Below are 22,365 nucleotides of genomic sequence, written 5' to 3'. Positions count from 1 at the left end.
ACAGGTTTCTGTTTCACGGGTTTTCATGGCCAACGAAGCCTTCGCCCTGTCGCCGATCTCAGCCCGCGCCGCGTCGCCGACGGACGCGGACTTCGAGGCTATTCGCGAGGCGTTTCTGGAGACCGCGCGCGGCCGCTGGTTTCTGGACGAATACACACGGCGCAACCGCAATGCCGACACCGCGATGGTGCTCGAGGCCGTTGCGCGCATCGAAAGCTCGCTCGCTGCCCAGAAAGAAGAACAGCGGCAGCAGGCCGCTGTCGAAATCCCGCCGGTTGAACCGCCATCGAACGAGTTACCTGAGGCAATGGCCGCGGTCCGCGCCATCGTAGCCGCGGCCCGCGAAAGCGTGTCCGCGAGCCTGTCCGGTAGCGTGTTCGAGGAATCCCTCGCGCCGTCGCGCAAGTGCGCGCGGGTGATCCGCGAGATCGCCTGGGGGCTGCGCGAATCCGGTGCGGATGGACGGATCTGCTTTTTGCTCGAGTCGCAGGTCGATGCGATCAACGCCGCCTGCGATCACGTTGCCGCGGGCGGCATTCGAGACGGCGTGTTGCAAGCCTTCGATCAGGCTGCGCGCGAGTTCGAGGCCATTGCCCCCTCCACCATCGAGCCGCTGAGCGAGGCTGAATCCGTTGCGGCACTCCACGTCGCCGACACGGCCCCTATCGAGGCCTCCGATGAGGTGCAGATTGAAGCTGCCGATGAGGAATCGTTCGACGTAGCGGCCGTGTCTGAGGCTTCGTCCCCGGAGATGGCGACAGAAGCGGTGCTGCTGGTGGAAGAAAGCCTGGCGGTCGAGCTGGCAATTCCGGCGGAGGCGATCGAGGCTTCCGAGCCGGCGATGGCCATACAGTTGGAAATCCTGCCGGAAGCGCCCGAGCCGGCTCTGGAGATTGTGCCGGAGATGACCGCCCCGGCATCGCTTGGTGAGAGCCTGATCGCCAGCGGAATTATCGCAAGGCCCGCGACGCCGCGCAGCGATCCGCTGGCGCCGATCCGGCGGATGAGCCAGGCCGAGAAAGTAGCCTTTTTCAGCTAAAGGCGAAGTTGTGACGGTCTTCGCCGCAAAAGGCGGGCAAAAGGCCGGATTGTGACGCCTACTGAATCAGCTTCGCGTAGAGATCCGCATCGACATTGCCGCCGGACAGGACGATGGCAACGGTCTTGCCTTTGGCGTTGAGGTATCCCGCAAGAAGCGCCGCCAGCGCGACCGCGCCGCCCGGCTCGACAACGAGTTTCAGTTCGCGAAACGCGAAGCCCACTGCCTTCGCGACTTCATCGTCTGTCACCGTCACGCCCCGAGCACCGAGCTTCTGATTGACCGCGAATGTGATCTCGCCGGGAATGGAAGCCATCAGCGCGTCGCAGATGGTGCGGCCCACCGCGCGGTGCGGCTCGCGATGCCCGGCCGCGAACGAACGCGCGTGATCATCAAAGCCATGAGGCTCGACAGTGACCAGCCCCGCATCGGGAAACTTCGCTTTGGTTGCAAGCGCGATGCCTGCCATCAGCCCGCCGCCGGATGCCGGCGCGGATACGATGTCCGGTGCGACACCAAGCGCCGACAAATCCTCCGCAATCTCGCGGCCCACGGTGCCCTGCCCCGCGATAACCCACGGATCGTCGTAAGGAGGAACGACAGTCGCGCCGCGCTTGCTCGCGAGATCGCGAGCGATGGCATCGCGGTCTTCCTTGTCGCGGTCATAGGGAATGACCTCAGCGCCGTAACTCTTGGTCCGCTCGATCTTGGACACTGGCGCATCGGACGGCATCACGATCGCTGCCGGCATGCCGAGAATCTGTGCCGCAGCCGCGACGCCCTGCGCATGGTTGCCGGATGAGAACGCGACGACACCAGCTTTGCGCGCCGCCTCCGGAATGGAAGACAATTTGTTGAAAGCGCCGCGAAACTTGAAAGAACCCGTTCGCTGCAACACCTCGGGCTTCAGAAACACGCGCGCGCCGACGAGCGCATCAAGCGCCGGCGACGAGATGAGACGGGTTCGCATGGCGACGGGCGCCAGAACACGCGCGGCGGCTTCGACATCGGCATTGGTGGGAAGAGCAGGTTCGGTCATGGCGCATGTATAGCGCGCTGATGCATATGGGCAAGATCGTCGGCGCTTGACCGTCTGAACTACCTTATTTGTCTCGGTGCAGCACCGGACGCGGTCGGCCCCCTCTCCCGTGGGGAGAGGGTTGGGGTGAGGGCGTAGAATCTATCGAGAGAGCGTACCCCCTCACCCGGATCGCTCAAGCGATCCGACCTCTCCCCATGGGAGAGGTGAAGAGGAACGTGCGTCTCGCTCCCGATCGACACCGAAGAATCAGACACGAAGAATCGCGGCACCTCGCGATCAGGCGGTTGGCAGGGATTCCGATGTCAGCCGGAGCCGGCGGGCAAGACGGCGGCGCCAGCGGCGCTTGACCTGCGGCGGACGCTCACGCGTCACGTTGTCGATAAAGGCCTGCGCGCATGCGCCCCAGCTTCGGGATGCCGCGAATTCGCGGCAGATATCGCGCGGGATATTCAAGGCCGCCAGACATGCCGCCTGCAGATCATTGTTCAGCACACCGACCGGCGCGTCGCCGATCACATCGAGCGGGCCGGACACCGGCAGCGCCGCGACAGGCACACCGCTGGCGAGCGCTTCGAGCAGGACCAGACCGAAGGTGTCGGTCTTGCTCGGAAACACGAAGACATCCGCGGCGGAATACGTCTCGGCAAGCGCTTCACCCTGCATAGTGCCAAGGAACACGGCGTCAGGATATTTACGTTCAAGCTCGGCCTTGGCCGGGCCATCACCGACCACGACCTTGGTGCCGGGCAGATCGAGATCCAGAAACGCCTCGAGGTTCTTCTCGACCGCGACACGACCGACCGACAGGAATATCGGGCGCGGCAGAGCGAGATCGAAATCGCGCGGCCGGAACAACTCCGCGTCAACACCGCGCGACCACAGCACCACATTGCGGAAGCCGCGCCCGCGCAGTTCATCTGCAAGCGCGGGCGTCGCCGCCATCACGGCATCGCTCGTTCCGTGGAAGAAGCGAAGCGCGGCCCAGACCCAGGATTCGGGGATCGGGAAACGCGCAGAGACATATTCGGGGAAGCGGGTGTGGAAACTCGTGGTGAACGGCACCTTGTTCTTCTGGCAATAACGCCGCACCAGAATCCCGATCGGTCCTTCTGTCGCGATATGGATGTAGTCGGGCTGCGCCTCTTCGATCATGCCCGCAATCTTGCCGGGCCGCGGCAATGCGACGTGCAGGTCGGCGTAGCTGGGCAGCGAGATCGTGCGAAAAGATTCCGGCGTCAGGAATTTGACGTCGACGCCCATCGACGCGGCGGCTTCAGCCATCTTGGTCAACGTGCGAACAACGCCGTTGACCTGCGGGTGCCACGCGTCGGTCGCGACCAGGATACGCATCAGGCGGCCTGCGCCGTAACGCGCGGTGCGGGCTGCGGCCGGCGCACCGGGTCGGTCCAGGTCAGGATTTCAAAGCGGCCATCTTCGTGCTCGACCAGCGCCGTGCAGCTCTCGACCCAGTCGCCGCAGTTCATGTAGCGGATGCCGTTCTCGTCGCGGATCGTCGCGTAGTGAATGTGCCCGCAGATCACGCCGTCCGCGCCGTGGCGCTTGGCTTCGCCCGCCAGCGTCTGTTCGAACGCGCCGATGTAGTTGACGGCGTTCTTCACCTTCAGCTTGGCCCATTGCGACAGCGACCAGTAAGGCCGGCCGAACAGCTTGCGGAACGCATTGACCATGCGATTCATCTGAATCGCAAAATCGTAGGCCCGATCGCCGAGATGCGCGAGCCATCGCGCGTTCTGCACGACAAGATCAAAGATATCGCCGTGAATAACGAGATACTTCTTGCCGTCCGCACCTTCATGAATCGCGGTCTCGACAACTTCGACGCCGCCGAAATGCGTGCCGTAGTACGAGCGCAGGAATTCGTCGTGATTGCCGGGGATGTAGATGACCTTGGCACCCTTGCGGACCCTGCGCAGCATCTTCTGCACAAAGTCGTTGTGGGATTGCGGCCAGTGCCAGTTCGATTTCAGCGCCCAGCCGTCGATAATGTCGCCGACCAGATAGATGGTATCGGCGTCATGGCAGCGCAGGAAATCAAGAAGGCGGTCGGCTTGCGAGCCGCGGGCTCCGAGATGGACGTCGGAGATAAACAAAGTGCGAAAGAGCCGTTCTGGACTACTGTCGCTCATAGCCTGTCTTTCCATGGGCGAGCGCTTATCAGAATCGCATGACAGTCCGATGACGGACTAGGCAGCCTGCGAGCTGACAGTTCGCTCGAAACAAACAAGTGTGTAGATGCCGAACGGCGCAACTTTGCGCCGCTCGACGAGGGTCGTGCCTGCGTTAGATTGCGCCCATGCCTGAAGGCGCGCGAACGGAAATTCAGGCCGCAGGCCGAGCGCACGGGTTTTCTGCGCCGCCCAGCGCTCGACAGCCGCCGCGACGCCGACTTCCGAATAGAGATGGTTAACGAGGATGATGCGGCCGCCGGGCTTCACGACGCGGTGGCACTCGGACAGCACCTGCTCCGGATTGGCGACCAGCGTGATCACGAACTGCGCCACGACGCAGTCGAACGTCGCATCGTCGAAGGTCATGTGATGGGCGTCCATCTGGTGGACCGCTTTGACGAACGGATACTTGCCGCTCGCCATCTTCGCGCGTGCCTTCTCCAGCATCGGCGCGCTCATATCGATGCCGGTGATCTCGGTGCTGCTGTCGTAGTCATCGAACGACAGGCCGGTGCCGACACCCACTTCCAGAATTTTCCCGCCGATGGCCCGCGCGGCGGCAGCGGCTGCACGCCGGCCTTTCACCATGACCGGACCGCAGACCGCATCGTAGATCGGCGCCCAGCGGGCATAGGCGGTTTCAACAACGGATTTGTCGAGATCGGTCGAGCTCATCTTGGTTCCAATAAGCGTTCTGAAGAATCAGATTTTGTTTCGCTTAATGGCGATTAGCAGCGGAGTACGACAAACAGGCGACAAACGCGTCAGGTTGTCGCGTGCTCTGAGCCGTTCGCAACCTCATCTCCAGGCGCGATGTGCTCCCTCTCCCCCGGGGGAGAGGGTTGGGGTGAGGGGGTTTGGTAAATCGAGAGATTCTACGCCCTCACCCGCCCGTCTTCGCTCGCTGCGCGAGCTTCGCCGGACGACCTCGCCCCACGGGAGGTGAAGGGAGCCACTCTCAGGCTTCGCGATCAATCGAACGCATGAAAGTGGTGGATGGGCCCGTGGCCATGACCCACGTCGAGCCGGTCGGCTGCAGCGATGGCGGCACTGACATAAGCCTTGGCGTCGCGAACGGCGGTTTCAAGATCGTGCCCCTTGGCCAATCCCGCAGCAATGGCCGACGACAGGGAGCAGCCGGTGCCGTGCGTGTTGCTTGTGGCGATGCGCGGCGCCGCGAGCCGGATCACGGCGCTCGCATCGATCAGATAATCCGTGCTCTCCGGTCCGTGCCCGTGACCGCCCTTGATCAAAACAGCGGGACATCCCATGGCGAGCAATCGCCTGCCCTGCTGTTCGATATCCTGCCCGCTCTCTGCGATGCTCTCGTTCAGCAGTGCGGCGGCCTCCGGCAGGTTCGGCGTGATCAGGCTCGCGCGCGGCAACAGCTTTGTCCGCAGAGCATCGATCGCATCTGGCGACAGCAGCCGGTCACCTGACGTCGCGACCATGACCGGATCGACAACGACGTGCTTCGGCACCCAGCGGCCGAGACCGGCCACGATGGCTTCGATCGCTTCCCGCCGCGCGACCATTCCGATCTTGACGGCCTTGACGTCGAGATCGCTGAACACCGCATCGATCTGCGCGGTGATGAAATCCGCCGGCACATCATGAATGCCGGTGACGCCCGTCGTATTCTGCGCCGTCAGCGCGGTGATCGCGGACGCGCCGTAAACGCCGCACGCAGCGAACGTCTTGAGGTCGGCCTGAATCCCGGCGCCGCCGCTCGAATCCGAACCAGCAATGGTGAGCGCAATCGGTATGCTCATGGCTCTCTCATCATTCGACCGAACTCTCAGCGGCCTGCATCAAGGCTCTAGATCATTTTGACTGGGGAGAGAAGCATTGCCACGCAGGCAATCTGCTCCCTTTCCCCGTCGGGGAGTGGGTTGGGGTGAGGGGGTTCGATCCAACGAGAGATTCTACGCCCTCACCCGCCGCGCTTCGCTCGCCGCCCTCTCCCCACGGGAGAAGGAAGCAAGAAGAAACGTCCGGCAACCCGCCTTGCCACAAGGAGCGGATTTGGTTCTATTGCGGCTTCAGAAGACGTCAAATTGCCCTGCCGGAGACACAGCGATGGTGCCCTTCTTTGTCCAGATCAAATGCAAGCTGGGCCAGTCCTATACGGTCGCAAACGCCATTGCCGAGGCCGAGATCGCGTCGGAAATCTACTCGACGGCGGGCGACTACGATTTGCTGGTCAAGTTCTACGTCGACGGCGGGACCGACATCGGCCATTTCGTGAACGAGAAGCTGCAGGTCATCCCGGGCATCCAGGACACCTACACCATCATCACGTTCAAGGCCTTCGGGGTGTGAGAGCATCTATCCAGCCCACCAGGGCCTGAATTCACTCTTGGCGCGCCGTCACCCTGAGGCGCCGTAGCGAAGCGAAGGCCTCGAAGGGCGACGGCAATTCATGGCATGTCATCCTTCGAGGCTCGCAAGAGCTCGCACCTCAGGATGACGATTCACCCATTGCGGCCGCGATCAGGGCACGATGCTCTCAGGCCGCCCTGGCCTCATCGGACACCGGCGCGTCCGGGTTCTCTTCATCGTCCGCCATGGTGGCGATCGCCGCGACCGGCGTATCGCGCAGCCGTTTCAGCCCGAGATAACGTTCGCGCAGGATGACGAAAATTCCGGCGCCGGCGACAACGATCGCGCCGATCACGACATAAAGCGTCGGCACTTCACCGAAGAACCAGTAGCCGAGCAGGAATGCCCACAGCATCGCCGTGTAATCGAACGGCGCCAGAAACGACGCCGGTGCGAACCGATAACTGTCCGTGAAGAAAATCTGGCCGAGCCCGCCCGCGATGCCGATCCCGGCGAGGATCGCAACATCCTGCCAGGTGGAAGGCATGCGCCAGCCGAACGGCGCGGTCAGCAGCGAGACCAGCAACACCAGAAGCGTCATGAAGATCACGATGGACGACGTCGTCTCGGTCGCCGTCAGGCGGCGGATCTGGATCGACGCCCCGCCTGCGGTGAATGCGTTGGTCAGCGCGAACAGAATTCCAACGATCATCGACGCCGTCAGCGCGGCGTGATCGCGGAAGTAAGGCATCAGCATCAGGATCACGCCGCAGAAGCCGAAGGCGACGGCGGACCAGCGATAGGCGTGAACCTTTTCCTTCAGGAACACCGCCGCGAAGATCACCGTGATGAGCGGCGACGCGAACGCGATGGCGGTGAAGTCGGCAATCGGAATCCGGGCCAGCGCGGCGAAGGTGGCAAACGTGCCGACCACGCTGAAGACACCGCGCAGAAGATGATCGGACGGCCGCTCGGTCCGAAGCGCACCCTTGAGCTGTCCGCGCCAGCCGAAGACGACAAGAATCGGGATCAGCGCAAACACTGAACGGAAGAACGCGACCTGACCTTCCGGATAGGCCCCGGCCAGATAACGGACCTGGGCGCCCATCACCGCGAACATCAATGTGCTGGCGACCTTGAACGAAACGGCTTTGACGATATTCATGGAAAAAGTCGAGAATCCTGCGGCAATTCCGGGCCGACAAAGCACGGGGTGGCGATCCGGGAAACCCCGCTCCCAACATGGCTTTGGGCCGGGGTATGCAGGGCTCTTTCCGCCCCGAACTGACCCCGCCTCAGGTCTTCTTCTTGGGCCGCACCGGCCCGTCCACCGCCGGCAGGGACTTGATGTAAGCCGCCATCGCCGCGAGATCCTCCTCGCTCAACTGCGATGTGTTCTTAATCACGCGCGCCATCGAGCCGCCCGCGGTGTCGCCGCTCGGCAATTCGCCGGTCTTGAGGAACCAGGCGAGTTCCTTCTCGCTCCAGTCCTTGAGGCCCTTCTGGGTGATGTTCGGCACCCAGCCCTCACCTTCCGGATTCGGGCCTCCGGCGAAGCGCTGCGAGGACACAATGCCTCCGAGGAAATTGCGAGGGCTGTGGCACTCGGCGCAGTGGCCGAGCCCATTGACCAGATAAGCGCCGCGATTCCACGCCGCTGACTGCTTCGGGTCTGACGCGAACGGCTTGTCGTCCATGAACAGGAATTTCCATCCGCCTATGAGGCGGCGGACGTTGAACGGAAAGTTCACATCGTGAGAACGCGGGCGCCCGGACAGCGGCGGCAAGGTTTTGATATAGGCGAACAGGTCGCGGATGTCGTTGTTGGTGGCGTGCGTGTACGACCCATACGGAAAAGATGGATAGTAGTGCTCTCCGTTTGGCGAGGTGCCGTGCTTCACGGCAGTGACGAAATTCGCCTCGCTCCAGCTGCCGATCCCGTTCTGCTTGTGCGGCGAAATGTTCGGCGCGTAGAAAGTGCCGAACGGAGATGGGATGGCAAGTCCGCCGCCGAGCATGGTGCGCGGCTCACCCACCACTGCATGGCATGACGCACAGCCCCCGGCGTTGAAGACGGTTTTTCCGTTGGCGATGTTGGGGGAATAGGCCGGCAACGCCTCGGCGGAAACCACAGCCGGAACGGTGACGAACCAGAAAACTCCCAGACCGGCAGCGAGCGCAACGATCGCCAGCAGGAAAAGCTTCCGAAACATAAGTGCCCCCAGAGAAAACGGCAGGAACTAAACGGCCTCGGCCAGTGTTCAATCGGTACTGGAAAGCCAAAAACTAAGGGAGAAAACGATGAACAGCAAAGCAATTGCGCGTGGAGTCCTTGCCATCGGCGCTTGCGTCGCACTCAGCGGGCCGGCTTTCGCCGAGAAAATCAGCATGAAGGCCAATCTGACCAGTGCCGCCGAGGTGCCTGCCAACACCAGCCCCGGCAAGGGCACAGCGGACGTGACCTACGATACCGCAAGCAAGATGCTGACCTGGAAGACGACCTATTCCGGCCTCACCGGGCCCGCCACCATGGCGCATTTTCATGGCCCTGCCGAAGCCGGCAAGAACGCTCCCGTCGTGATCCCGTTCAAGGACGCCGCAAGCGGAGCCGAAGGCAGCGCGACCCTGACCGATGCGCAGGCCGCTGATCTGATGGCTGGAAAGCTGTACATCAACGTCCACACCGCGGCGAATCCAGGCGGCGAAATTCGCGGGCAGGTCACGAAGTAGTTTCGCAGCCGAGATCTTACCGGATAACAAAAGGGGCGGATCGCTTGAATGCGACCGCCCCGTGATCACTTGCCTGAACTGGATGAAATCAAGCAGTCACTTCAGCTTGACCCGGTAGGTTTCGTGACAATCGTTGCACCGGTCGTTGATGGTGGTGTAAGCCGCCTTCAGACTATCCGCATCCTTGATCTTGCCCTTGACGTCCGCAATGGCCTTGGCAACCGGAGGAATTTTCGAGTCGAAATCCGCCTTGTTCTGCCAGATTTTTTGCGACGATCCATAGTCCGCACCGAAAACATCTTCCTTCGGATTGACCGCAAAAACATTCGCAATCTTTCCGACATTCTCTTCGAGCTGAACCAGTGCGGCATCGATAGCCGCCTGATCGTAGGCGGACTGGCCTCTCACCGTGCGGCCAAGCACCCCATACATCGGTCTCGCCAGTGTCTTCATCAGCTTATCCTGCTGCTCGGCGATGTCTTGCTGGGCGGAGACAGCCGTCACGCCGAGCAAGATCGCAGCTGCCACAAGAACGGAACGGATCATCAGGATATTTCCTTCCCTCGGTTTCAAAATTGTTCTTTCCGCAACGCCTGGCAGAATCCAACATTCCCGTCGCGAACTGACAAGCCCAACAATTTCTTTGTGTGGCGGGAATTTTTTACAATCGGTGCTCCCGGCGGCTTTTCGCGATCGCCATCCAGACCCGCTCCGCGGTTGCCGGCATGTCGATATGGTCGATGCCATACTCACGGTAGAGACCGTCGATAATCGCATTCACCACCGCAGGACACGAGCCGATCGCGCCTGCCTCACCCGCCCCCTTGACGCCAAGCGGATTGGTCTTGCACGGCACGTTGTGGGTTTCGAACTTGATCGACGGGCCGTCGGCGGCGCGCGGCAGCGCGTAATCCATGAATGTGCCGGTCACGAGCTGGCCGTCGGCGGCGTCATAAACCGCAGCCTCCATCAGGGCCTGCCCTATTCCCTGCATGGTGCCGCCGTGAACCTGCCCTGCCAACAGCAGCGGATTCAGCGTCACTCCGAAGTCATCGACGATGACGTAATTCACCACGTGGATGACGCCGGTCGCCGGGTCGATTTCGACTTCGGCGATGTGCGTGCCGTTCGGATAGGTGCCGTCCGCACTGCTGAAGGTGGCGCTTGCGTTGAGCCTGGACGGATCGGCACGCTTGGCGAGGTCGGCGAACGAGATCGTGCGGTCGGTGCCGACAATCCGGATCGCTCCATCGCGAAATTCAAGATCGCCTGCGCCGGTTTCCAGCGCGTCTGCGGCAATCTCTTTCAGATTTTCACCAAGCTTGCGCGTCGCCCGTTCCACGCTGACGCCGCCGGACGGAATCGAGCTTGAACCGCCAGTGCCAAGACCGGTCGGAATCTCGTCCGTGTCGCCCTGATGGATATGCACGCGCTCCGGCGCGATTCCGAACTGCTCGGCGACGAGTTGCGCATACGCGGTCTGATGCCCCTGCCCGCTGGACTGGGTGCCGATCAGGATCGTGACATCGCCGTCGGGATCGAGCCGCACCTGCGCGGTTTCCTCGCCCATCGTGCCGCAGACTTCGACATAGGTGCCCATACCGATGCCGCGCACGAGGCCCTGTTTCTTCGCCGCCTTGGCGCGCCTGGGAAACTCCTTCCATTCGGCAACGTCCATGGCCCGCTTCATGTGCGCGGCGAAGTCGCCGGAGTCATAAATCTTGCCGGTGGCGGTTTTGTACGGCATCGCGCGCGGAGAAACGAAATTCTTGCGGCGGATCGCGTCCGGCGTCATGCCCAGCTTGCGCGCCGCTGCATCGACCAGGCGCTCGACCACATAGGCGGCTTCCGGTCGACCAGCGCCGCGGTAGGCATCGACCGGCACGGTATTGGTGAACACCGTGCGGACGCGGCAATGAAACGCCTGAAGATCGTAGAGGCCCGGCAGCATGCCTGCGCCGCCATGCGGGATGTAAGGCCCGAAAGTCGAGAGATACGCCCCCATGTCGCCCATCAGGTCGACGTCCATGCCAAGGAATTTGCCGTCCTCTGCCAGAGCCATGCGCGCCGTGGTGACATTGTCACGTCCCTGCGCATCGCCGACAAAATGATCGGCGCGCTCCGCGGTCCACTTCACCGTTTTCTTCAGCTTGCGCGCAGCAACCGCCGCGAGCGCATACTCGCGGTAAGGAAACAGCTTGGTGCCGAAACCGCCGCCGACATCCGGACAGATCACCCGCATCTTCTCGACGGGAATATTGAGGACGTTCTGGCAAAGGATATCGCGCAGGCGGTGGCTGCCCTGGCTGCCGATGGTCAGCGTCAGATGATCGCGCTTCGCATCATACTCGCAAACCACCGCGCGGGTTTCCATGTAATTCGTCACGATGCGCGGGTTGACGATGGTGACTTCCGCCACCACATGCGCCTTCGCGAAGGCGGCCTCGGCTGCTTTCTTGTCGCCGATCGATGTGTCGAACAGAATGTTGCCGGCATGATCGGGCCAGACCTGCGGCGCATCCTTCTTCACCGCATTGACCAGACCGATGGCGGCTGGAAGCGCCGTCCATTCGACCTCGATCGCCTCAATGGCGTCGCGTGCCTGCTCCACAGTGTCCGCGACCACGAAAGCGACGGCATCGCCAACGTGACGCACCACGTCGCGCGCGAGGATCGGATACGGAGGCCCCGTAAAAGGCTCGTCAGGCAGGTTGAACAGACAGGGAAGACTGCCGAGATCCTGGATGTCGTCGGCGGTGAGAATCGCCCCAACGCCGGGGAGCCCTCTGGCACGCGACACATCGATCTTGAATTTTGCATGGGCGTGCGGAGACCGCAGCACCAGGGCATGCATCGCCGCCGCCGGCGTATAATCGTCCGTATAACGGCCCTTGCCGCGAATGAGCGCGTCGTCTTCCTTGCGCAGGACGCTCTGCCCGACACCGAATTTTACGGGAGCCATGCTATCTCCGGCTGCGATCTGGAACGGTTCTAACGTCCATCATGCAGCGGAATGGAAGGAAGCGCAAATGGCTTACCCGCGAATCAGCGCTGTCAGCCATCGCTTTCCGAACAGCAGCAACACGCTGCCGCCGTAAACAATGACGCCGACCACGATCAAAATTCCGAGAGCAGTTTCATCGCGAAGCGATGTCATCCCCGCCAATGCTGTCGCCGCCCAGCGGGACGTGAGCCACAGGGCCGCAGCCAATACCACGCCCGCTGTCGCGAACTTCGCCAAGGACACAAGAAAAGCCCGATCGAACACGAAGAACTTGCGGCGCACCGCAAAGAGCACAACAAGCAGGAGATTGACCCATGCGCCAACAGCGGTGGCCAGCGCGAGCCCGATTTGCGCCAGCGACCCGACCAGCGCAAGTTTCAGCGCGACATTGACGGCCACGCCGGTCAGCGCAGCCTTGACAGGTGTCGCGGTGTCCTTGCGGGCATAGAAAGTCGCGACGGCGCTCCTGATCAGAACAAACGGAATGAGTCCGACCGCATAAGCCGCGAGCGTCGCACCGGCGGCCGCCGCATCGGCTTTCGAGAACGCGCCCCGCGCAAACATGGCGCGCATGATGACATCAGGGACGACAAGAAAGGCGGCGACGAAGGGGACCGAGAACAGCAATGTGAAGTCGAATGCGCGCCGCTGCGAAGCAATCGCGCCCTCATCATCGCCAGCGGTAATTCGCCGTGACATTTCCGGCAGCAGCACGGTGCCGATGGCAATGCCGATCACCCCGATCGGCAACTGGTTGAGCCGGTCCGCATAATACAGCGCCGACAACGCACCGGCGGCCAGGAACGTCGCAATGATCGTGTCGGCGAACAGCGCGACCTGCGTCCCCATCGAACCCAGCGTCGCAGGACCAAGCGCGCGGAAGAATCCGCGCACATCTTCATCGAGCTTCAACGAGGTGAATTTTGGGAGAATACCGTGAACCTTGGCGTCTCCTGCAAGCAGGACATATTGCAGGAAACCCGAGATCAGCACGCCCCATGCCGCCGCATGTCCGGCGGTGGGAAAGAACGCGGCCAGCGCCAGCGTCGCCATCATCGACAGGTTCAGGAAGATCGGCGCCGCCGCGGCGCTGGCGAAGCGGTGCATGACATTGAGCATCCCGCCATACAGCGTCACCAGCGTGATCAGCAGCAGATAGGGAAACGTGATCCGGGTGAGTTCGATCGCAAGATTGCGCTGCGCGGGATCGTCGGTGAAGCCTGGCGCGAGGATCGACATCGCCTGCGGCATGAAAACCATCGCCAGGACCAGCAGTACGACCTGCGAAACGAACAGCAGGGTGAAGATGCGGTCGCTGAACAGCTTTGCCGCGGCCTCGCCGCGCTCGCCATGGATATGCGCATAGGCCGGCACGAAGGCGGCATTGAAAGCCCCCTCCGCAAAGATCGCCCGGAAGTGATTGGGGAGCCGCAGCGCCACAAAGAAGGCGTCGGCCAGAGGACCGGCGCCGAGGATCGCCGCAAGCATGATGTCGCGCGCGAACCCGGTGACCCGCGAAAGAAGGGTATAGCCGCCGACGGTGAAAATGCGTCCGAGCATCCGCTAGTCCTACCGCATGATGTCCCGTTCGCGAACCGGTGAAGTCCTGACCTGCCCCGTCATGGCCGGATTTATTCCGGCCATCCACGTCTTTTTGACGTTGCCACCAAGACGCGGATGCCCGGGACAAGCCCGGGCATGACGATCATCTGGCAGTTCTGGCAAAATTCAGGACAGCGCGTCGCGCACAGCCTTGATGACGCGATCCTGCGCAGCCTGATCGAGGTAGGCATGCATCGGCAGGCTGATGACATCCGCGGACAGTTTCTCGCTGACCGGGAGCCCGCCCTCCACGGTCGGATAGTGCTTGTAGGCCGTCTGCTGGTGCATGGACTTCGGGTAGTAGATCGCGGTCGGAATGCCCTGCGCCTTGAGGGCATCGGCGAATGCCTCGCGGCCGCCATTGGGCAGGCGGATGGTGTACTGCGCCCAGGTCGACACATTGCCGTCCGCCACACGCGGCGCGATCACGATGTTATGCAGCGCGTCGAAATAGCGGTTCGCGACCTTATTACGCGCCTCGATCTCGTCGTCGAAAATCTTCAGCTTCTCGATCAGGATCGCGGCCTGCATGGTGTCCAGCCGCGCGGTCAGACCGAGACGGACGTTGTCGTATTTCTCGGTGCCCTGCCCGTGTACCCTGATGCTTCGCAGGCGCTCGGCAAGATCGGCATCGTTCGTGAAGATGGCGCCGCCGTCGCCGTAGCAGCCGAGCGGCTTGGCCGGAAAGAAGCTGGTCGCCGTCGCCAGACCGAACGTACCGAGACGCTTGCCCTTGTAGGTGGCGCCGAAGGACTGCGCGGCGTCGTCGAGCACGAATAGACCCTCGTTTTTGGCGACTTCGGCAATGGCGTCATGGTCCGCGCTCTGGCCGAACAGATCGACCGGCACGATCGCTTTTGGATTCAGGCCGAGCTTGCGCGCGGTCGCGATACCCTTCTTCAGGGACGCGATATCCATGTTGAACGATGTCTCATTCACATCGACAAACACCGGCGTCGCACCGGCAAGCGCGACCACTTCGCCGGTGGCGCAGAAGGTGAACGATGGACAGAGCACCGCGTCTCCGGGGCCGATGCCCTGCGCCATCAGCACCATCAGCAACGCATCTGTGCCGCTGGCGCAGGCGACAACATGCTTTGCCCCGCAATAGGCCGCGAGATCGGCCTCAAGCTGGGCGACCTCGGGACCGTTGATGAACTGGCAATGGGTCAGCACGCGCGCAACGGCGTCGTCAATCTTCGTGCCGAGGCGGCGGCGCTGCGCGCCGATGTCGATAAAAGCCACGGGTTCTGATCGCAGATGCTGGTTCATGGTGCGTGCCGAATCCATTCCGAAAGATGTTCGATGTTACCGTCAGCTTGCGACGGCGCGCGGTCCCTTGCGCAGCGGCGCGGCAATCGAGCCGGCCGGAGCATCGAGACACTTGATCGCGATTTCGAGGCTTGCGACGCCTTCGTCGCCGGTGACCGCAGGCGCATTCCCGCTGCGCACGGCATCGAGGAAGGCAACCAGTTCGGCGCGCAGAGGCTCGTCATGGCCGACCGACAGATGCCGCATGGAATAGCTGCCGTCGCGCTGGAAGCCGAAACATTCGGTCACCTGCCGCGTCAGCAAGTCGCCCTGAACGTACTTGCCGCGCGTCGCCACGGTGACGCTGCGCGCCTTGAACGGCGTCAGCCAGTTGGTGTTGATATGCGCAAGCACGCCGGAGGCGGTGCGGAACTGAAGCAGCGCGATGTCTTCGCGCTCGGCAACAGCGCTCGCAAGCTGCGGCTGCACGTCAACAATGTCGGATTCCGTGAACCAGCGGATCAGGTCGATGTCGTGGACCGCGAGATCGATCACCACGCCGACATTGGACATGCGCGGCGGAAACGGGCCGACGCGGGTAATCGCAATCGACAGAATTTCCTCGTCCTTGATCGCCTGCTTGATCGCCGCAACGGCCGGATTGAAGCGCTCGACGTGACCCACCATCAGCGTCACGCCGGCGATGCGGGCGGCGGTGACGATCTCGTTCCCTTCCTCGACAGAAGACGCGATCGGCTTCTCGACGAGGACGTGAATCTTTCGCGCGATGCAGGCGAGCGCAACATCGCGGTGGAGATGCGTCGGTGCGGCAATGGTGACCGCATCGGGTCCGGTGTCGAGCATCTCTTCAAGAGTCGCGAAAGTCGGGCACCCGACGATCTCGACCGCGCGGGTGCGATGCGCCTGAAGCGGATCGACAATGCCGACAAGTTCGACACCGGGCAGACCGGCCAGCACGCGGGCATGATTGGTGCCCATGACACCCGCGCCAACAACGCCAATGCGCAGCGCCTTTTCATTGCCAGCCGTATTCTTCGTCGACGCCGTCGAACTCATCATCTGATTCCTTGAAAACGGGCACGAGTCACCTGCCCACTCGCCGCGAATGTCCTAGCATGCCGTCACATGTGTGGCGAACGAACGAGCCCGGAATTCGGACACGTTTTGATTCAAAGAATTACATCGGCGGCCGGCGTAACCCGTTGAAAACCGGAATATTTTCAAAAGGATTCCGGTTTACGAGCGCCGGTAGTCGTCCTCGATGCGGATGATGTCGTCTTCGCCGAGATAGCTGCCGGTCTGGACCTCGATCAGTTCCAGCGGAATCTTGCCGGGGTTCTCCATGCGATGGACTGCGCCGATCGGGATGTAGATGGACTCATTCTCGTGAACCATCTTCTGCATCTCGTTCACCGTCACCAGCGCCGTGCCGCGCACGACGATCCAGTGTTCGGACCGGTGGTGGTGCTTTTGCAGCGACAGACGGCCGCCGGACTTTACGATAATCCGCTTTACCTGATGACGCTCGCCGATATCGAGCGACTGGTATGACCCCCACGGCCGATGCACCTTGATATGGTCTTCGGTCACCTGCGGAGCCACGGTTCGCAGCTTGCCGACCAGCCGCTTCAGACCGTTGGGATCGTTCTGGCGGGACACCAGAATGGCATCCTGCGTCGCCACGACAACAAGATCATCGACGCCTTCCAGCGCCACCAGCGCCTTGTCGGTCGAGACATTGCAGTTGCGCGAGTCCTCGAACACCGTCAGTCCCTGCGAAACATTGCCGTGCTCGTCCTTGTCCGACAGCTCCCACACCGCGTGCCAGGAGCCGACATCGGACCAGCCGCAATCAACCGGCACAACGGCAGCCTGGTTGGTTTTTTCCATGACGGCATAGTCGATCGAGATCGGCGTCGCTTTCCCGAACGACTCGAGCGGGAGCGTGACGAAATCGAGATCGCGGCCGGCGCTGGCCACAGCATCGACGAGCGTGCTGACGCTGTCGGGATCGACGCCGCGGTATTCATCAAGCAGCATCTGGGCGCGAAACATGAAGTTACCGCAGTTCCACAGATAGCCGTCGGCAACGTAGCCCGCCGCGGTCGCGGGGTCGGGCTTCTCGACAAATTTCGAGACCTTCCGAACGTCGCCGGACACAACCTCGCCGGGCCGGATGTATCCGTATTCGGTCGCGGGCCGCTCCGGCAGAACACCGAACGTGACGATGCTGCCGGCATTCGCAACGCTCAGCGCTTTCCGGCAGGCATCAACGAACGCAGCCGCATCGCGCACCACGTGATCCGCAGCCAGCGCCAGCACAACCGCATCCGGATCCCGGGTCAGCGCGAAAGCCGCGCCGGTGGCGATCGCAGGGCCGGAATCGCGCCGCGCCGGCTCGAGAAGGATATCCGCTTCGAGCCCGATTTCGCCGAGCTGCTCGAGCACCATGAAACGATAGGCCGCGTTGGTAATGACGATGGGCCGCACGAACAGCTTCGGATCGCTTACGCGAAGCATCGTTTCCTGAAAGGTGGAGTTCGAACCGAACAGCCGAAGGAATTGCTTGGGACGCCCTTCGCGCGAAGCCGGCCACAGCCGCGTGCCTGCACCGCCGCACATAATCAGTGGAATAATTCGCTCGCTCATGCGTCCTCAAAATGTTTCAGAGGCTTATAGCCGATGATAGTCGCGAAACCACGCCGAGAACCGCGCGACGCCGTCTTCGATCGTGGTGGAAGGACGGAAACCGACTTCACGCATCAAATCATCGACGTCGGCGTAAGTGGCAGGCACATCACCCGGCTGCATCGGCAGCATGTCCTTGACCGCGGTGCGTCCAAACTCCTTTTCAAGGAGCGCCACGACCTTGAGCAATTCCTCGGGATGATTGTTGCCGACATTGAAAACCCGCCAGGGCGCAGCGCTCGTCCCGGGATCGGGAGCAGCGTCCGGCGCCTTGGCCTGTCCCTTGGGGGCGTGATCGATCAGCCGCACGATGGCTTCCGTCACGTCATCGACGTAGGTGAAATCGCGCTGCATGTTGCCGTGATTGAACAGCTTGATCGGCTGCCCCTCAAGAATGGCCTTGGCGAACAGGAACATCGCCATGTCCGGACGGCCCCACGGCCCGTACACCGTGAAGAACCGCAGGCCGGTCGAGGGAATGCCGTAAAGATGGCTGTAGGCATGCGCCATCAGTTCATTCGCCTTCTTCGAGGCGGCATAAAGACTGATGGGATGATCGACGCTGTCGTGCACCGAGAACGGCAGCTTGGTATTGGCGCCGTACACCGATGACGACGACGCGTACAGCAAATGCCGGCATGCGTTGTGCCGGCAGCCTTCCAGGATATTCGTGAAGCCCTGAAGATTTGCGTCGACATAGGCGTGGGGATTTTCGAGCGAGTACCGCACACCCGCCTGTGCCGCGAGATGGATGACCACGGGAAAGCGGTGGGTGCTGAACAGGTCCGCCACGCCGGCCCTGTCAGCGAGATCGAGTTTGACGAAGTTGAAGGCCGGATCGTTTTTCAGCACGTCGAGGCGCGCTTCCTTCAGTTTCGGATCGTAATAGCTGTTGATGTTGTCCAGTCCGACGACACGGCGGCCGGCCTGCAGGAGTTTCTGCGTGACGTGGAAGCCGATAAAGCCCGCGGCTCCCGTAACGAGTACTGTCTCATCCGACATTCTTTTCACCATCCAGCAATCAAGGGCGCCACAACTCGATACCGGCGGGCAGTCTGTCGCGATCGAGCCGCATCTTGACGTCGAGAACGAGACCGCTTCCGCCCTTCAACAATTTCTGGATCATGGGCCATCCCGCATCGACGTAAGTCTTGTGGGCGACCGCCACGATGATGGCATCGGCGGGCTGCAACGAATCGAAATCAATCAGCTTCACACCATACTCGTGCATGGCATCCGCAGGGTCTGCCATCGGATCGCTGACCTGCACATTGAGGCCGAATGACTCCAGTTCACGGATAATATCGACGACACGCGAGTTGCGCGTATCCGGCACATCTTCCTTGAAGGTGAGTCCGAGAATTGTAACGATCCCGCCGTTGCTCTTACGCCGCAGCAGACCTCTGATGCATTCGCGGGCAACGCGCTGGCCCATCCCGTCATTGATGCGGCGCCCCGCCAGAATAACTTCAGGATGATACCCTGCCCGCTCCGCACGATAGGTCAGGTAGTAGGGGTCGACGCCGATGCAGTGTCCGCCGACGAGACCCGGCTGAAACGGCATGAAATTCCATTTGGTGCGCGCTGCGGCCAGCACGTCGCCGGTGTCGATGTTCAGAGCCTGGAAGATCAACGACAGCTCGTTCATGAACGCGATATTCAGATCGCGCTGCGTATTCTCGATCACCTTGGCAGCTTCCGCGACCTTGATGGACGGTGCGCGGTGAATGCCTGCAGTCACAACCGACCCATAGACGTCGGCGACGATGTCGAGGGTTGGCGCGTCCTGCGCCGACACCACTTTCATGATGGTCTCGAAGCGGTGCTGCTTATCACCGGGGTTGATACGCTCGGGCGAGTAGCCGACCTTGAAATCATCTCCTGCCTTGAGGCCGGATGCTTTCTCCAGAAGCGGCACGCATTCGTCTTCGACAGCGCCCGGATAAACGGTCGATTCATAGACGACGATATCGCCCTTCTTCAGCACGGTGCCGACCGTGCGTGAGGCAGCGAACATGGCGCCGAGATCGGGCTGGCGCGCTTCATCGATTGGTGTGGGAACCGTCACAATAAAGAAGTCGGACGAGGCCAGCGCACTCACGTCGTGCGTGAACGAGAGCGACGCATGGCGCAGATCGGCGGCCTCGACTTCGTTGGTGCGATCATGAAAATTACACAGTTCAGTGATGCGCCGCTGATCGATATCGAAACCGGTCACCGGAACCCCGGCGCGGGCAAAAGCGGCCGCGACCGGCAATCCGACATAACCCAGTCCAATGACCGCAATTTTGCGCCCGTGTGTCACGCGTTTCCGTCCCCAAGCCTCAACAAGCGTCACCCACGCCAGATGCCCCGAACAAGCCGCCCTCTTTAGCCGCCGTGCGGCGGCGGCGGCAATAGCGGACCTTACCTATTGCCAGAACAGCCCTAAAGCCATACCAAGACGCCTGAAAAGGGCCCTCAAGCGCGGTATTCAGCGCTCCTTGTCAGATATTCAGCAACATTAACCATCGCGGTCCGGAATGCGCGGATTTCTCCTTCTTGCCGCTCGAATACTGGTGTCGGCGGCGCTGCTCTATATCGCGTTTCGCGGCATCAATTTCGCGGCGATCCAGTCCCGCCTGAGCCAGATCAGCCCCGGCTGGTTTCTGCTTGCCGTGCTGGCGACGATCTTCCAGATTTTCCTTGGCGCGCTGCGCTGGCGCGAGATCAGCGCGCGATGCGCCGCACCGCTCGGGACAGGACAGGCCTTCCGTTACAACATGATCGGCGCGTTCTTCAATCAGACGCTGCCGTCCACAATCGGCGGCGACGCGATGCGGCTCTGGCTTGTACGGCACACGGGTGCAGGCTGGCGCGCCGCCACTTACTCAGTTCTCGTCGACCGCGCCATCGGTCTGATCGCGCTTGCGCTGATCGTGGTCGCGAGCCTGCCGTGGAGTTACGACCTGATCGGCAGCCCGCGCGGACGCCTCGCGCTGCTGCTGGTCGACGTTGCCGCAATCTCGGCCGGCCTCGGCTTTCTCGTTTACGGCGCGCTGCGCTGGAACTGGCTCAAGAAGCTCTGGCCGCTGCGCCACATCCATGCCTGCGCGGTGATCGCCAATCAGGTGATCTTCAACCGCAGCAGCGGACCGAAAGTTGCCGTCCTCTCATTAATGATTCATGTGATGGCGGTGGTGATCGCATGGTGCGCGGTCCGCTCCATTGCGGCCCCGGCGGCCTTCGAGCAATTGTTCCTGCTGGTGCCGCCGATCATGCTGATCACCATGCTGCCGATTTCGATCGCCGGTTGGGGCGTGCGCGAGGCGACGATGATGGTTGCGTTCGGCTATGCCGGTCTCGCCCCCACCGACGGCACCGTGGTGTCGCTGCTGTTCGGCGCATCTTCCTTCGTCGTCGGCGCCATCGGCGGATTGGTCTGGATCTTGAGCGCCGAGAAGACGTCCGAGATATCTCATGCCGTTCCCGAGGGCGAATAACCGCTTGTGGCCACGGCTGCGACGCCGGCGCCGAGGCCTTCGGATCAGCGTCTTCTGTTCAAGTTGCTCTTCGCCGCCCTCGCCGTGCGCTGCTGGCAATTCAGAGCGTACGAAGATCACCGCGCATAATGAATTTCGAGTTGGATAGATGAAAACCGTCCACAAAATTGCCCTTGCCCGAGCAGCTTACAAGGTCGTTCACCGCGCCCGCGCAGCCATGGGTCTCTCAGACTCATGTATCGTGATCCGTGATGGCGTGAAATATGAACTCGACCTATCCCAAGGCATCGATTTCGCGATTTTCCTTGGCAATCTGTTTGAACCAGGAACACGCAATGCGCTTCGAAAACTGGTGAAGCCATCCGCTCTGGTTCTCGATATCGGCGCCAACATCGGCGTGCACTCGCTTTTGCTGGCGCAACTTGTGGGGCCGTCCGGCCGCGTGCTGTGTTTTGAGCCGACTGACTTTGCGTTTGCAAAACTATCGCGGAATCTGGAATTGAATCCCGATCTCGCCGGCCGCGTGACACCGTTTCACTGCTTTCTTGCTGAGAAGGATGATGCTGAAGTGCCCGAGACGATCTATTCTAGCTGGCCGCTTAGCCCGCAAAACGGGCTGCATGCCAAACATCTCGGTCAGGCTATGCCGACAAATATCGCACGAGCTCGCAGTATCGATGGCGTGCTCGCCGCACTCGCCAATCCAGCTGTTCAACTCATCAAGATGGACGTGGATGGATTCGAAACCGAAGTCCTGCGGGGCTGCTCGGCGCTGCTGCGCAACAGTCGTCCAACGTTCCTGATGGAGCTGTCGCCCTATGTTCTCGACGAGCGCGGCTCATCGCTCGAGGAACTCTTGTCCTATTTTGCTCCCAACGGATACCGGTTCTACCATGAGCGTAACGAACGCCTGCTCTCTTCCTCGCCCGAAGACCTCCGCCAACTTGTCGGCGACGGCGCGAGCATCAATGTGATTGCACGCGCTGACAGCTAAT

General features: G+C 61.7%; 20 protein-coding genes. 5 read left to right on the top strand and 15 right to left on the bottom strand.

Annotated features, from left to right (window positions below):
- The first annotated feature begins 25 nt into the window (after window positions 1-25).
- Complete coding sequence (locus tag ACP7AL_RS08645) at window positions 26-1,039, top strand: hypothetical protein (RefSeq protein WP_425990676.1); 1,014 nt, start codon at window positions 26-28, stop codon at window positions 1,037-1,039.
- A gap of 58 nt (window positions 1,040-1,097) precedes the next feature.
- On the opposite strand, the gene ACP7AL_RS08640 is transcribed toward ACP7AL_RS08645, so the two are convergent.
- From ACP7AL_RS08640 to thiD, 5 genes are all read right to left on the bottom strand, one after another.
- Window positions 1,098-2,078 (bottom strand): threonine ammonia-lyase, encoded by a 981-nt coding sequence (locus tag ACP7AL_RS08640; protein WP_425990674.1) that lies wholly within the window; start codon window positions 2,076-2,078, stop codon window positions 1,098-1,100.
- 279 nt (window positions 2,079-2,357) lie between these two features.
- Window positions 2,358-3,431, bottom strand: a complete 1,074-nt coding sequence (locus ACP7AL_RS08635; RefSeq protein WP_006021475.1) for a glycosyltransferase family 4 protein — start codon at window positions 3,429-3,431, stop codon at window positions 2,358-2,360.
- A complete protein-coding gene (locus tag ACP7AL_RS08630; protein WP_006021476.1) occupies window positions 3,431-4,228 on the bottom strand; it encodes a UDP-2,3-diacylglucosamine diphosphatase in 798 nt (265 codons plus the stop codon). The genes ACP7AL_RS08635 and ACP7AL_RS08630 overlap by 1 nt, the downstream gene beginning before the upstream one ends.
- Window positions 4,229-4,285: 57 nt before the next feature.
- Window positions 4,286-4,945 (bottom strand): class I SAM-dependent methyltransferase, encoded by a 660-nt coding sequence (locus tag ACP7AL_RS08625; protein ID WP_024918904.1) that lies wholly within the window; start codon window positions 4,943-4,945, stop codon window positions 4,286-4,288.
- 296 nt (window positions 4,946-5,241) lie between these two features.
- The gene (thiD, locus tag ACP7AL_RS08620) at window positions 5,242-6,042 is read right to left on the bottom strand and encodes a bifunctional hydroxymethylpyrimidine kinase/phosphomethylpyrimidine kinase (protein ID WP_425990670.1); all 801 of its coding nucleotides are present in this window, start codon (window positions 6,040-6,042) and stop codon (window positions 5,242-5,244) included.
- Window positions 6,043-6,349: 307 nt separating this feature from the next.
- Between thiD and ACP7AL_RS08615 the strand changes: the two genes are divergently transcribed.
- Window positions 6,350-6,592, top strand: a complete 243-nt coding sequence (locus ACP7AL_RS08615) for an Lrp/AsnC ligand binding domain-containing protein (protein ID WP_425990668.1) — start codon at window positions 6,350-6,352, stop codon at window positions 6,590-6,592.
- 187 nt (window positions 6,593-6,779) lie between these two features.
- Here ACP7AL_RS08615 and ACP7AL_RS08610 read toward each other — a convergent pair whose 3' ends face one another.
- Window positions 6,780-7,757, bottom strand: a complete 978-nt coding sequence (locus ACP7AL_RS08610; protein ID WP_425990666.1) for a DMT family transporter — start codon at window positions 7,755-7,757, stop codon at window positions 6,780-6,782.
- A gap of 130 nt (window positions 7,758-7,887) precedes the next feature.
- Window positions 7,888-8,805 carry a c-type cytochrome gene (locus ACP7AL_RS08605; RefSeq protein ID WP_425990664.1) on the bottom strand — a complete coding sequence of 306 codons (918 nt, stop codon included), beginning with the start codon at window positions 8,803-8,805 and terminating at the stop codon, window positions 7,888-7,890.
- Between the two features lie 88 nt (window positions 8,806-8,893).
- Here ACP7AL_RS08605 and ACP7AL_RS08600 point away from each other — a divergent pair, with 88 nt between their 5' ends.
- A complete protein-coding gene (locus ACP7AL_RS08600; protein WP_425990662.1) occupies window positions 8,894-9,322 on the top strand; it encodes a CHRD domain-containing protein in 429 nt (142 codons plus the stop codon).
- Window positions 9,323-9,418: 96 nt separating this feature from the next.
- On the opposite strand, the gene ACP7AL_RS08595 is transcribed toward ACP7AL_RS08600, so the two are convergent.
- From ACP7AL_RS08595 to ACP7AL_RS08560, 8 genes are all read right to left on the bottom strand, one after another.
- The gene (locus ACP7AL_RS08595; RefSeq protein ID WP_425990660.1) at window positions 9,419-9,868 is read right to left on the bottom strand and encodes a cytochrome c; all 450 of its coding nucleotides are present in this window, start codon (window positions 9,866-9,868) and stop codon (window positions 9,419-9,421) included.
- 115 nt (window positions 9,869-9,983) lie between these two features.
- Complete coding sequence (locus tag ACP7AL_RS08590; protein ID WP_425990658.1) at window positions 9,984-12,284, bottom strand: xanthine dehydrogenase family protein molybdopterin-binding subunit; 2,301 nt, start codon at window positions 12,282-12,284, stop codon at window positions 9,984-9,986.
- A 72-nt stretch (window positions 12,285-12,356) separates the two neighbouring features.
- Window positions 12,357-13,886 carry a murein biosynthesis integral membrane protein MurJ gene (gene murJ, locus ACP7AL_RS08585; RefSeq protein ID WP_425990656.1) on the bottom strand — a complete coding sequence of 510 codons (1,530 nt, stop codon included), beginning with the start codon at window positions 13,884-13,886 and terminating at the stop codon, window positions 12,357-12,359.
- 168 nt (window positions 13,887-14,054) lie between these two features.
- Window positions 14,055-15,200 carry a DegT/DnrJ/EryC1/StrS family aminotransferase gene (locus ACP7AL_RS08580; protein ID WP_425990654.1) on the bottom strand — a complete coding sequence of 382 codons (1,146 nt, stop codon included), beginning with the start codon at window positions 15,198-15,200 and terminating at the stop codon, window positions 14,055-14,057.
- A gap of 42 nt (window positions 15,201-15,242) precedes the next feature.
- On the bottom strand, window positions 15,243-16,256 hold the full coding sequence (locus ACP7AL_RS08575; protein WP_425990652.1) for a Gfo/Idh/MocA family oxidoreductase: 1,014 nt from the start codon (window positions 16,254-16,256) through the stop codon (window positions 15,243-15,245).
- Window positions 16,257-16,436: 180 nt separating this feature from the next.
- Complete coding sequence (locus ACP7AL_RS08570; RefSeq protein WP_425990650.1) at window positions 16,437-17,849, bottom strand: mannose-1-phosphate guanylyltransferase/mannose-6-phosphate isomerase; 1,413 nt, start codon at window positions 17,847-17,849, stop codon at window positions 16,437-16,439.
- A gap of 24 nt (window positions 17,850-17,873) precedes the next feature.
- Window positions 17,874-18,890, bottom strand: a complete 1,017-nt coding sequence (locus ACP7AL_RS08565) for an NAD-dependent epimerase (protein ID WP_425990648.1) — start codon at window positions 18,888-18,890, stop codon at window positions 17,874-17,876.
- Between the two features lie 19 nt (window positions 18,891-18,909).
- On the bottom strand, window positions 18,910-20,193 hold the full coding sequence (locus ACP7AL_RS08560) for a nucleotide sugar dehydrogenase (protein WP_425990646.1): 1,284 nt from the start codon (window positions 20,191-20,193) through the stop codon (window positions 18,910-18,912).
- Between the two features lie 217 nt (window positions 20,194-20,410).
- Here ACP7AL_RS08560 and ACP7AL_RS08555 point away from each other — a divergent pair, with 217 nt between their 5' ends.
- Entirely contained in the window at window positions 20,411-21,370 is a 960-nt protein-coding gene (locus ACP7AL_RS08555; protein WP_425990644.1) for a lysylphosphatidylglycerol synthase transmembrane domain-containing protein, read from the top strand.
- Window positions 21,371-21,518: 148 nt separating this feature from the next.
- The gene (locus tag ACP7AL_RS08550; RefSeq protein ID WP_425990642.1) at window positions 21,519-22,364 is read left to right on the top strand and encodes an FkbM family methyltransferase; all 846 of its coding nucleotides are present in this window, start codon (window positions 21,519-21,521) and stop codon (window positions 22,362-22,364) included.
- Window position 22,365 lies beyond the last annotated feature (1 nt).

The sequence above is a fragment of the Afipia sp. DC4300-2b1 genome (assembly GCF_049895725.1).
Classification (GTDB): Bacteria; Pseudomonadota; Alphaproteobacteria; order Rhizobiales; family Xanthobacteraceae; genus Afipia; species Afipia broomeae.
This window is presented reverse-complemented; position numbering and strand designations above follow the sequence as displayed.

Excerpts from the sequence above, each read along its gene's own strand:
- ACP7AL_RS08635 (WP_006021475.1), bottom strand. The coding sequence starts at position 3,431 with ATGCGTATCCTGGTCGCGACCGACGCGTGGCACCCGCAGGTCAACGGC.
- ACP7AL_RS08615 (WP_425990668.1), top strand. The coding sequence starts at position 6,350 with ATGGTGCCCTTCTTTGTCCAGATCAAATGCAAGCTGGGCCAGTCCTAT.
- ACP7AL_RS08550 (WP_425990642.1), top strand. The coding sequence starts at position 21,519 with ATGAAAACCGTCCACAAAATTGCCCTTGCCCGAGCAGCTTACAAGGTC.
- ACP7AL_RS08595 (WP_425990660.1), bottom strand. The coding sequence starts at position 9,868 with ATGATCCGTTCCGTTCTTGTGGCAGCTGCGATCTTGCTCGGCGTGACG.
- ACP7AL_RS08580 (WP_425990654.1), bottom strand. The coding sequence starts at position 15,200 with ATGAACCAGCATCTGCGATCAGAACCCGTGGCTTTTATCGACATCGGC.
- ACP7AL_RS08555 (WP_425990644.1), top strand. The coding sequence starts at position 20,411 with ATGCGCGGATTTCTCCTTCTTGCCGCTCGAATACTGGTGTCGGCGGCG.
- ACP7AL_RS08570 (WP_425990650.1), bottom strand. The coding sequence starts at position 17,849 with ATGAGCGAGCGAATTATTCCACTGATTATGTGCGGCGGTGCAGGCACG.
- murJ (WP_425990656.1), bottom strand. The coding sequence starts at position 13,886 with ATGCTCGGACGCATTTTCACCGTCGGCGGCTATACCCTTCTTTCGCGG.
- ACP7AL_RS08590 (WP_425990658.1), bottom strand. The coding sequence starts at position 12,284 with ATGGCTCCCGTAAAATTCGGTGTCGGGCAGAGCGTCCTGCGCAAGGAA.
- ACP7AL_RS08625 (WP_024918904.1), bottom strand. The coding sequence starts at position 4,945 with ATGAGCTCGACCGATCTCGACAAATCCGTTGTTGAAACCGCCTATGCC.
- ACP7AL_RS08605 (WP_425990664.1), bottom strand. The coding sequence starts at position 8,805 with ATGTTTCGGAAGCTTTTCCTGCTGGCGATCGTTGCGCTCGCTGCCGGT.
- ACP7AL_RS08645 (WP_425990676.1), top strand. The coding sequence starts at position 26 with ATGGCCAACGAAGCCTTCGCCCTGTCGCCGATCTCAGCCCGCGCCGCG.
- ACP7AL_RS08630 (WP_006021476.1), bottom strand. The coding sequence starts at position 4,228 with ATGAGCGACAGTAGTCCAGAACGGCTCTTTCGCACTTTGTTTATCTCC.
- ACP7AL_RS08565 (WP_425990648.1), bottom strand. The coding sequence starts at position 18,890 with ATGTCGGATGAGACAGTACTCGTTACGGGAGCCGCGGGCTTTATCGGC.
- thiD (WP_425990670.1), bottom strand. The coding sequence starts at position 6,042 with ATGAGCATACCGATTGCGCTCACCATTGCTGGTTCGGATTCGAGCGGC.
- ACP7AL_RS08600 (WP_425990662.1), top strand. The coding sequence starts at position 8,894 with ATGAACAGCAAAGCAATTGCGCGTGGAGTCCTTGCCATCGGCGCTTGC.
- ACP7AL_RS08575 (WP_425990652.1), bottom strand. The coding sequence starts at position 16,256 with ATGAGTTCGACGGCGTCGACGAAGAATACGGCTGGCAATGAAAAGGCG.
- ACP7AL_RS08610 (WP_425990666.1), bottom strand. The coding sequence starts at position 7,757 with ATGAATATCGTCAAAGCCGTTTCGTTCAAGGTCGCCAGCACATTGATG.
- ACP7AL_RS08640 (WP_425990674.1), bottom strand. The coding sequence starts at position 2,078 with ATGACCGAACCTGCTCTTCCCACCAATGCCGATGTCGAAGCCGCCGCG.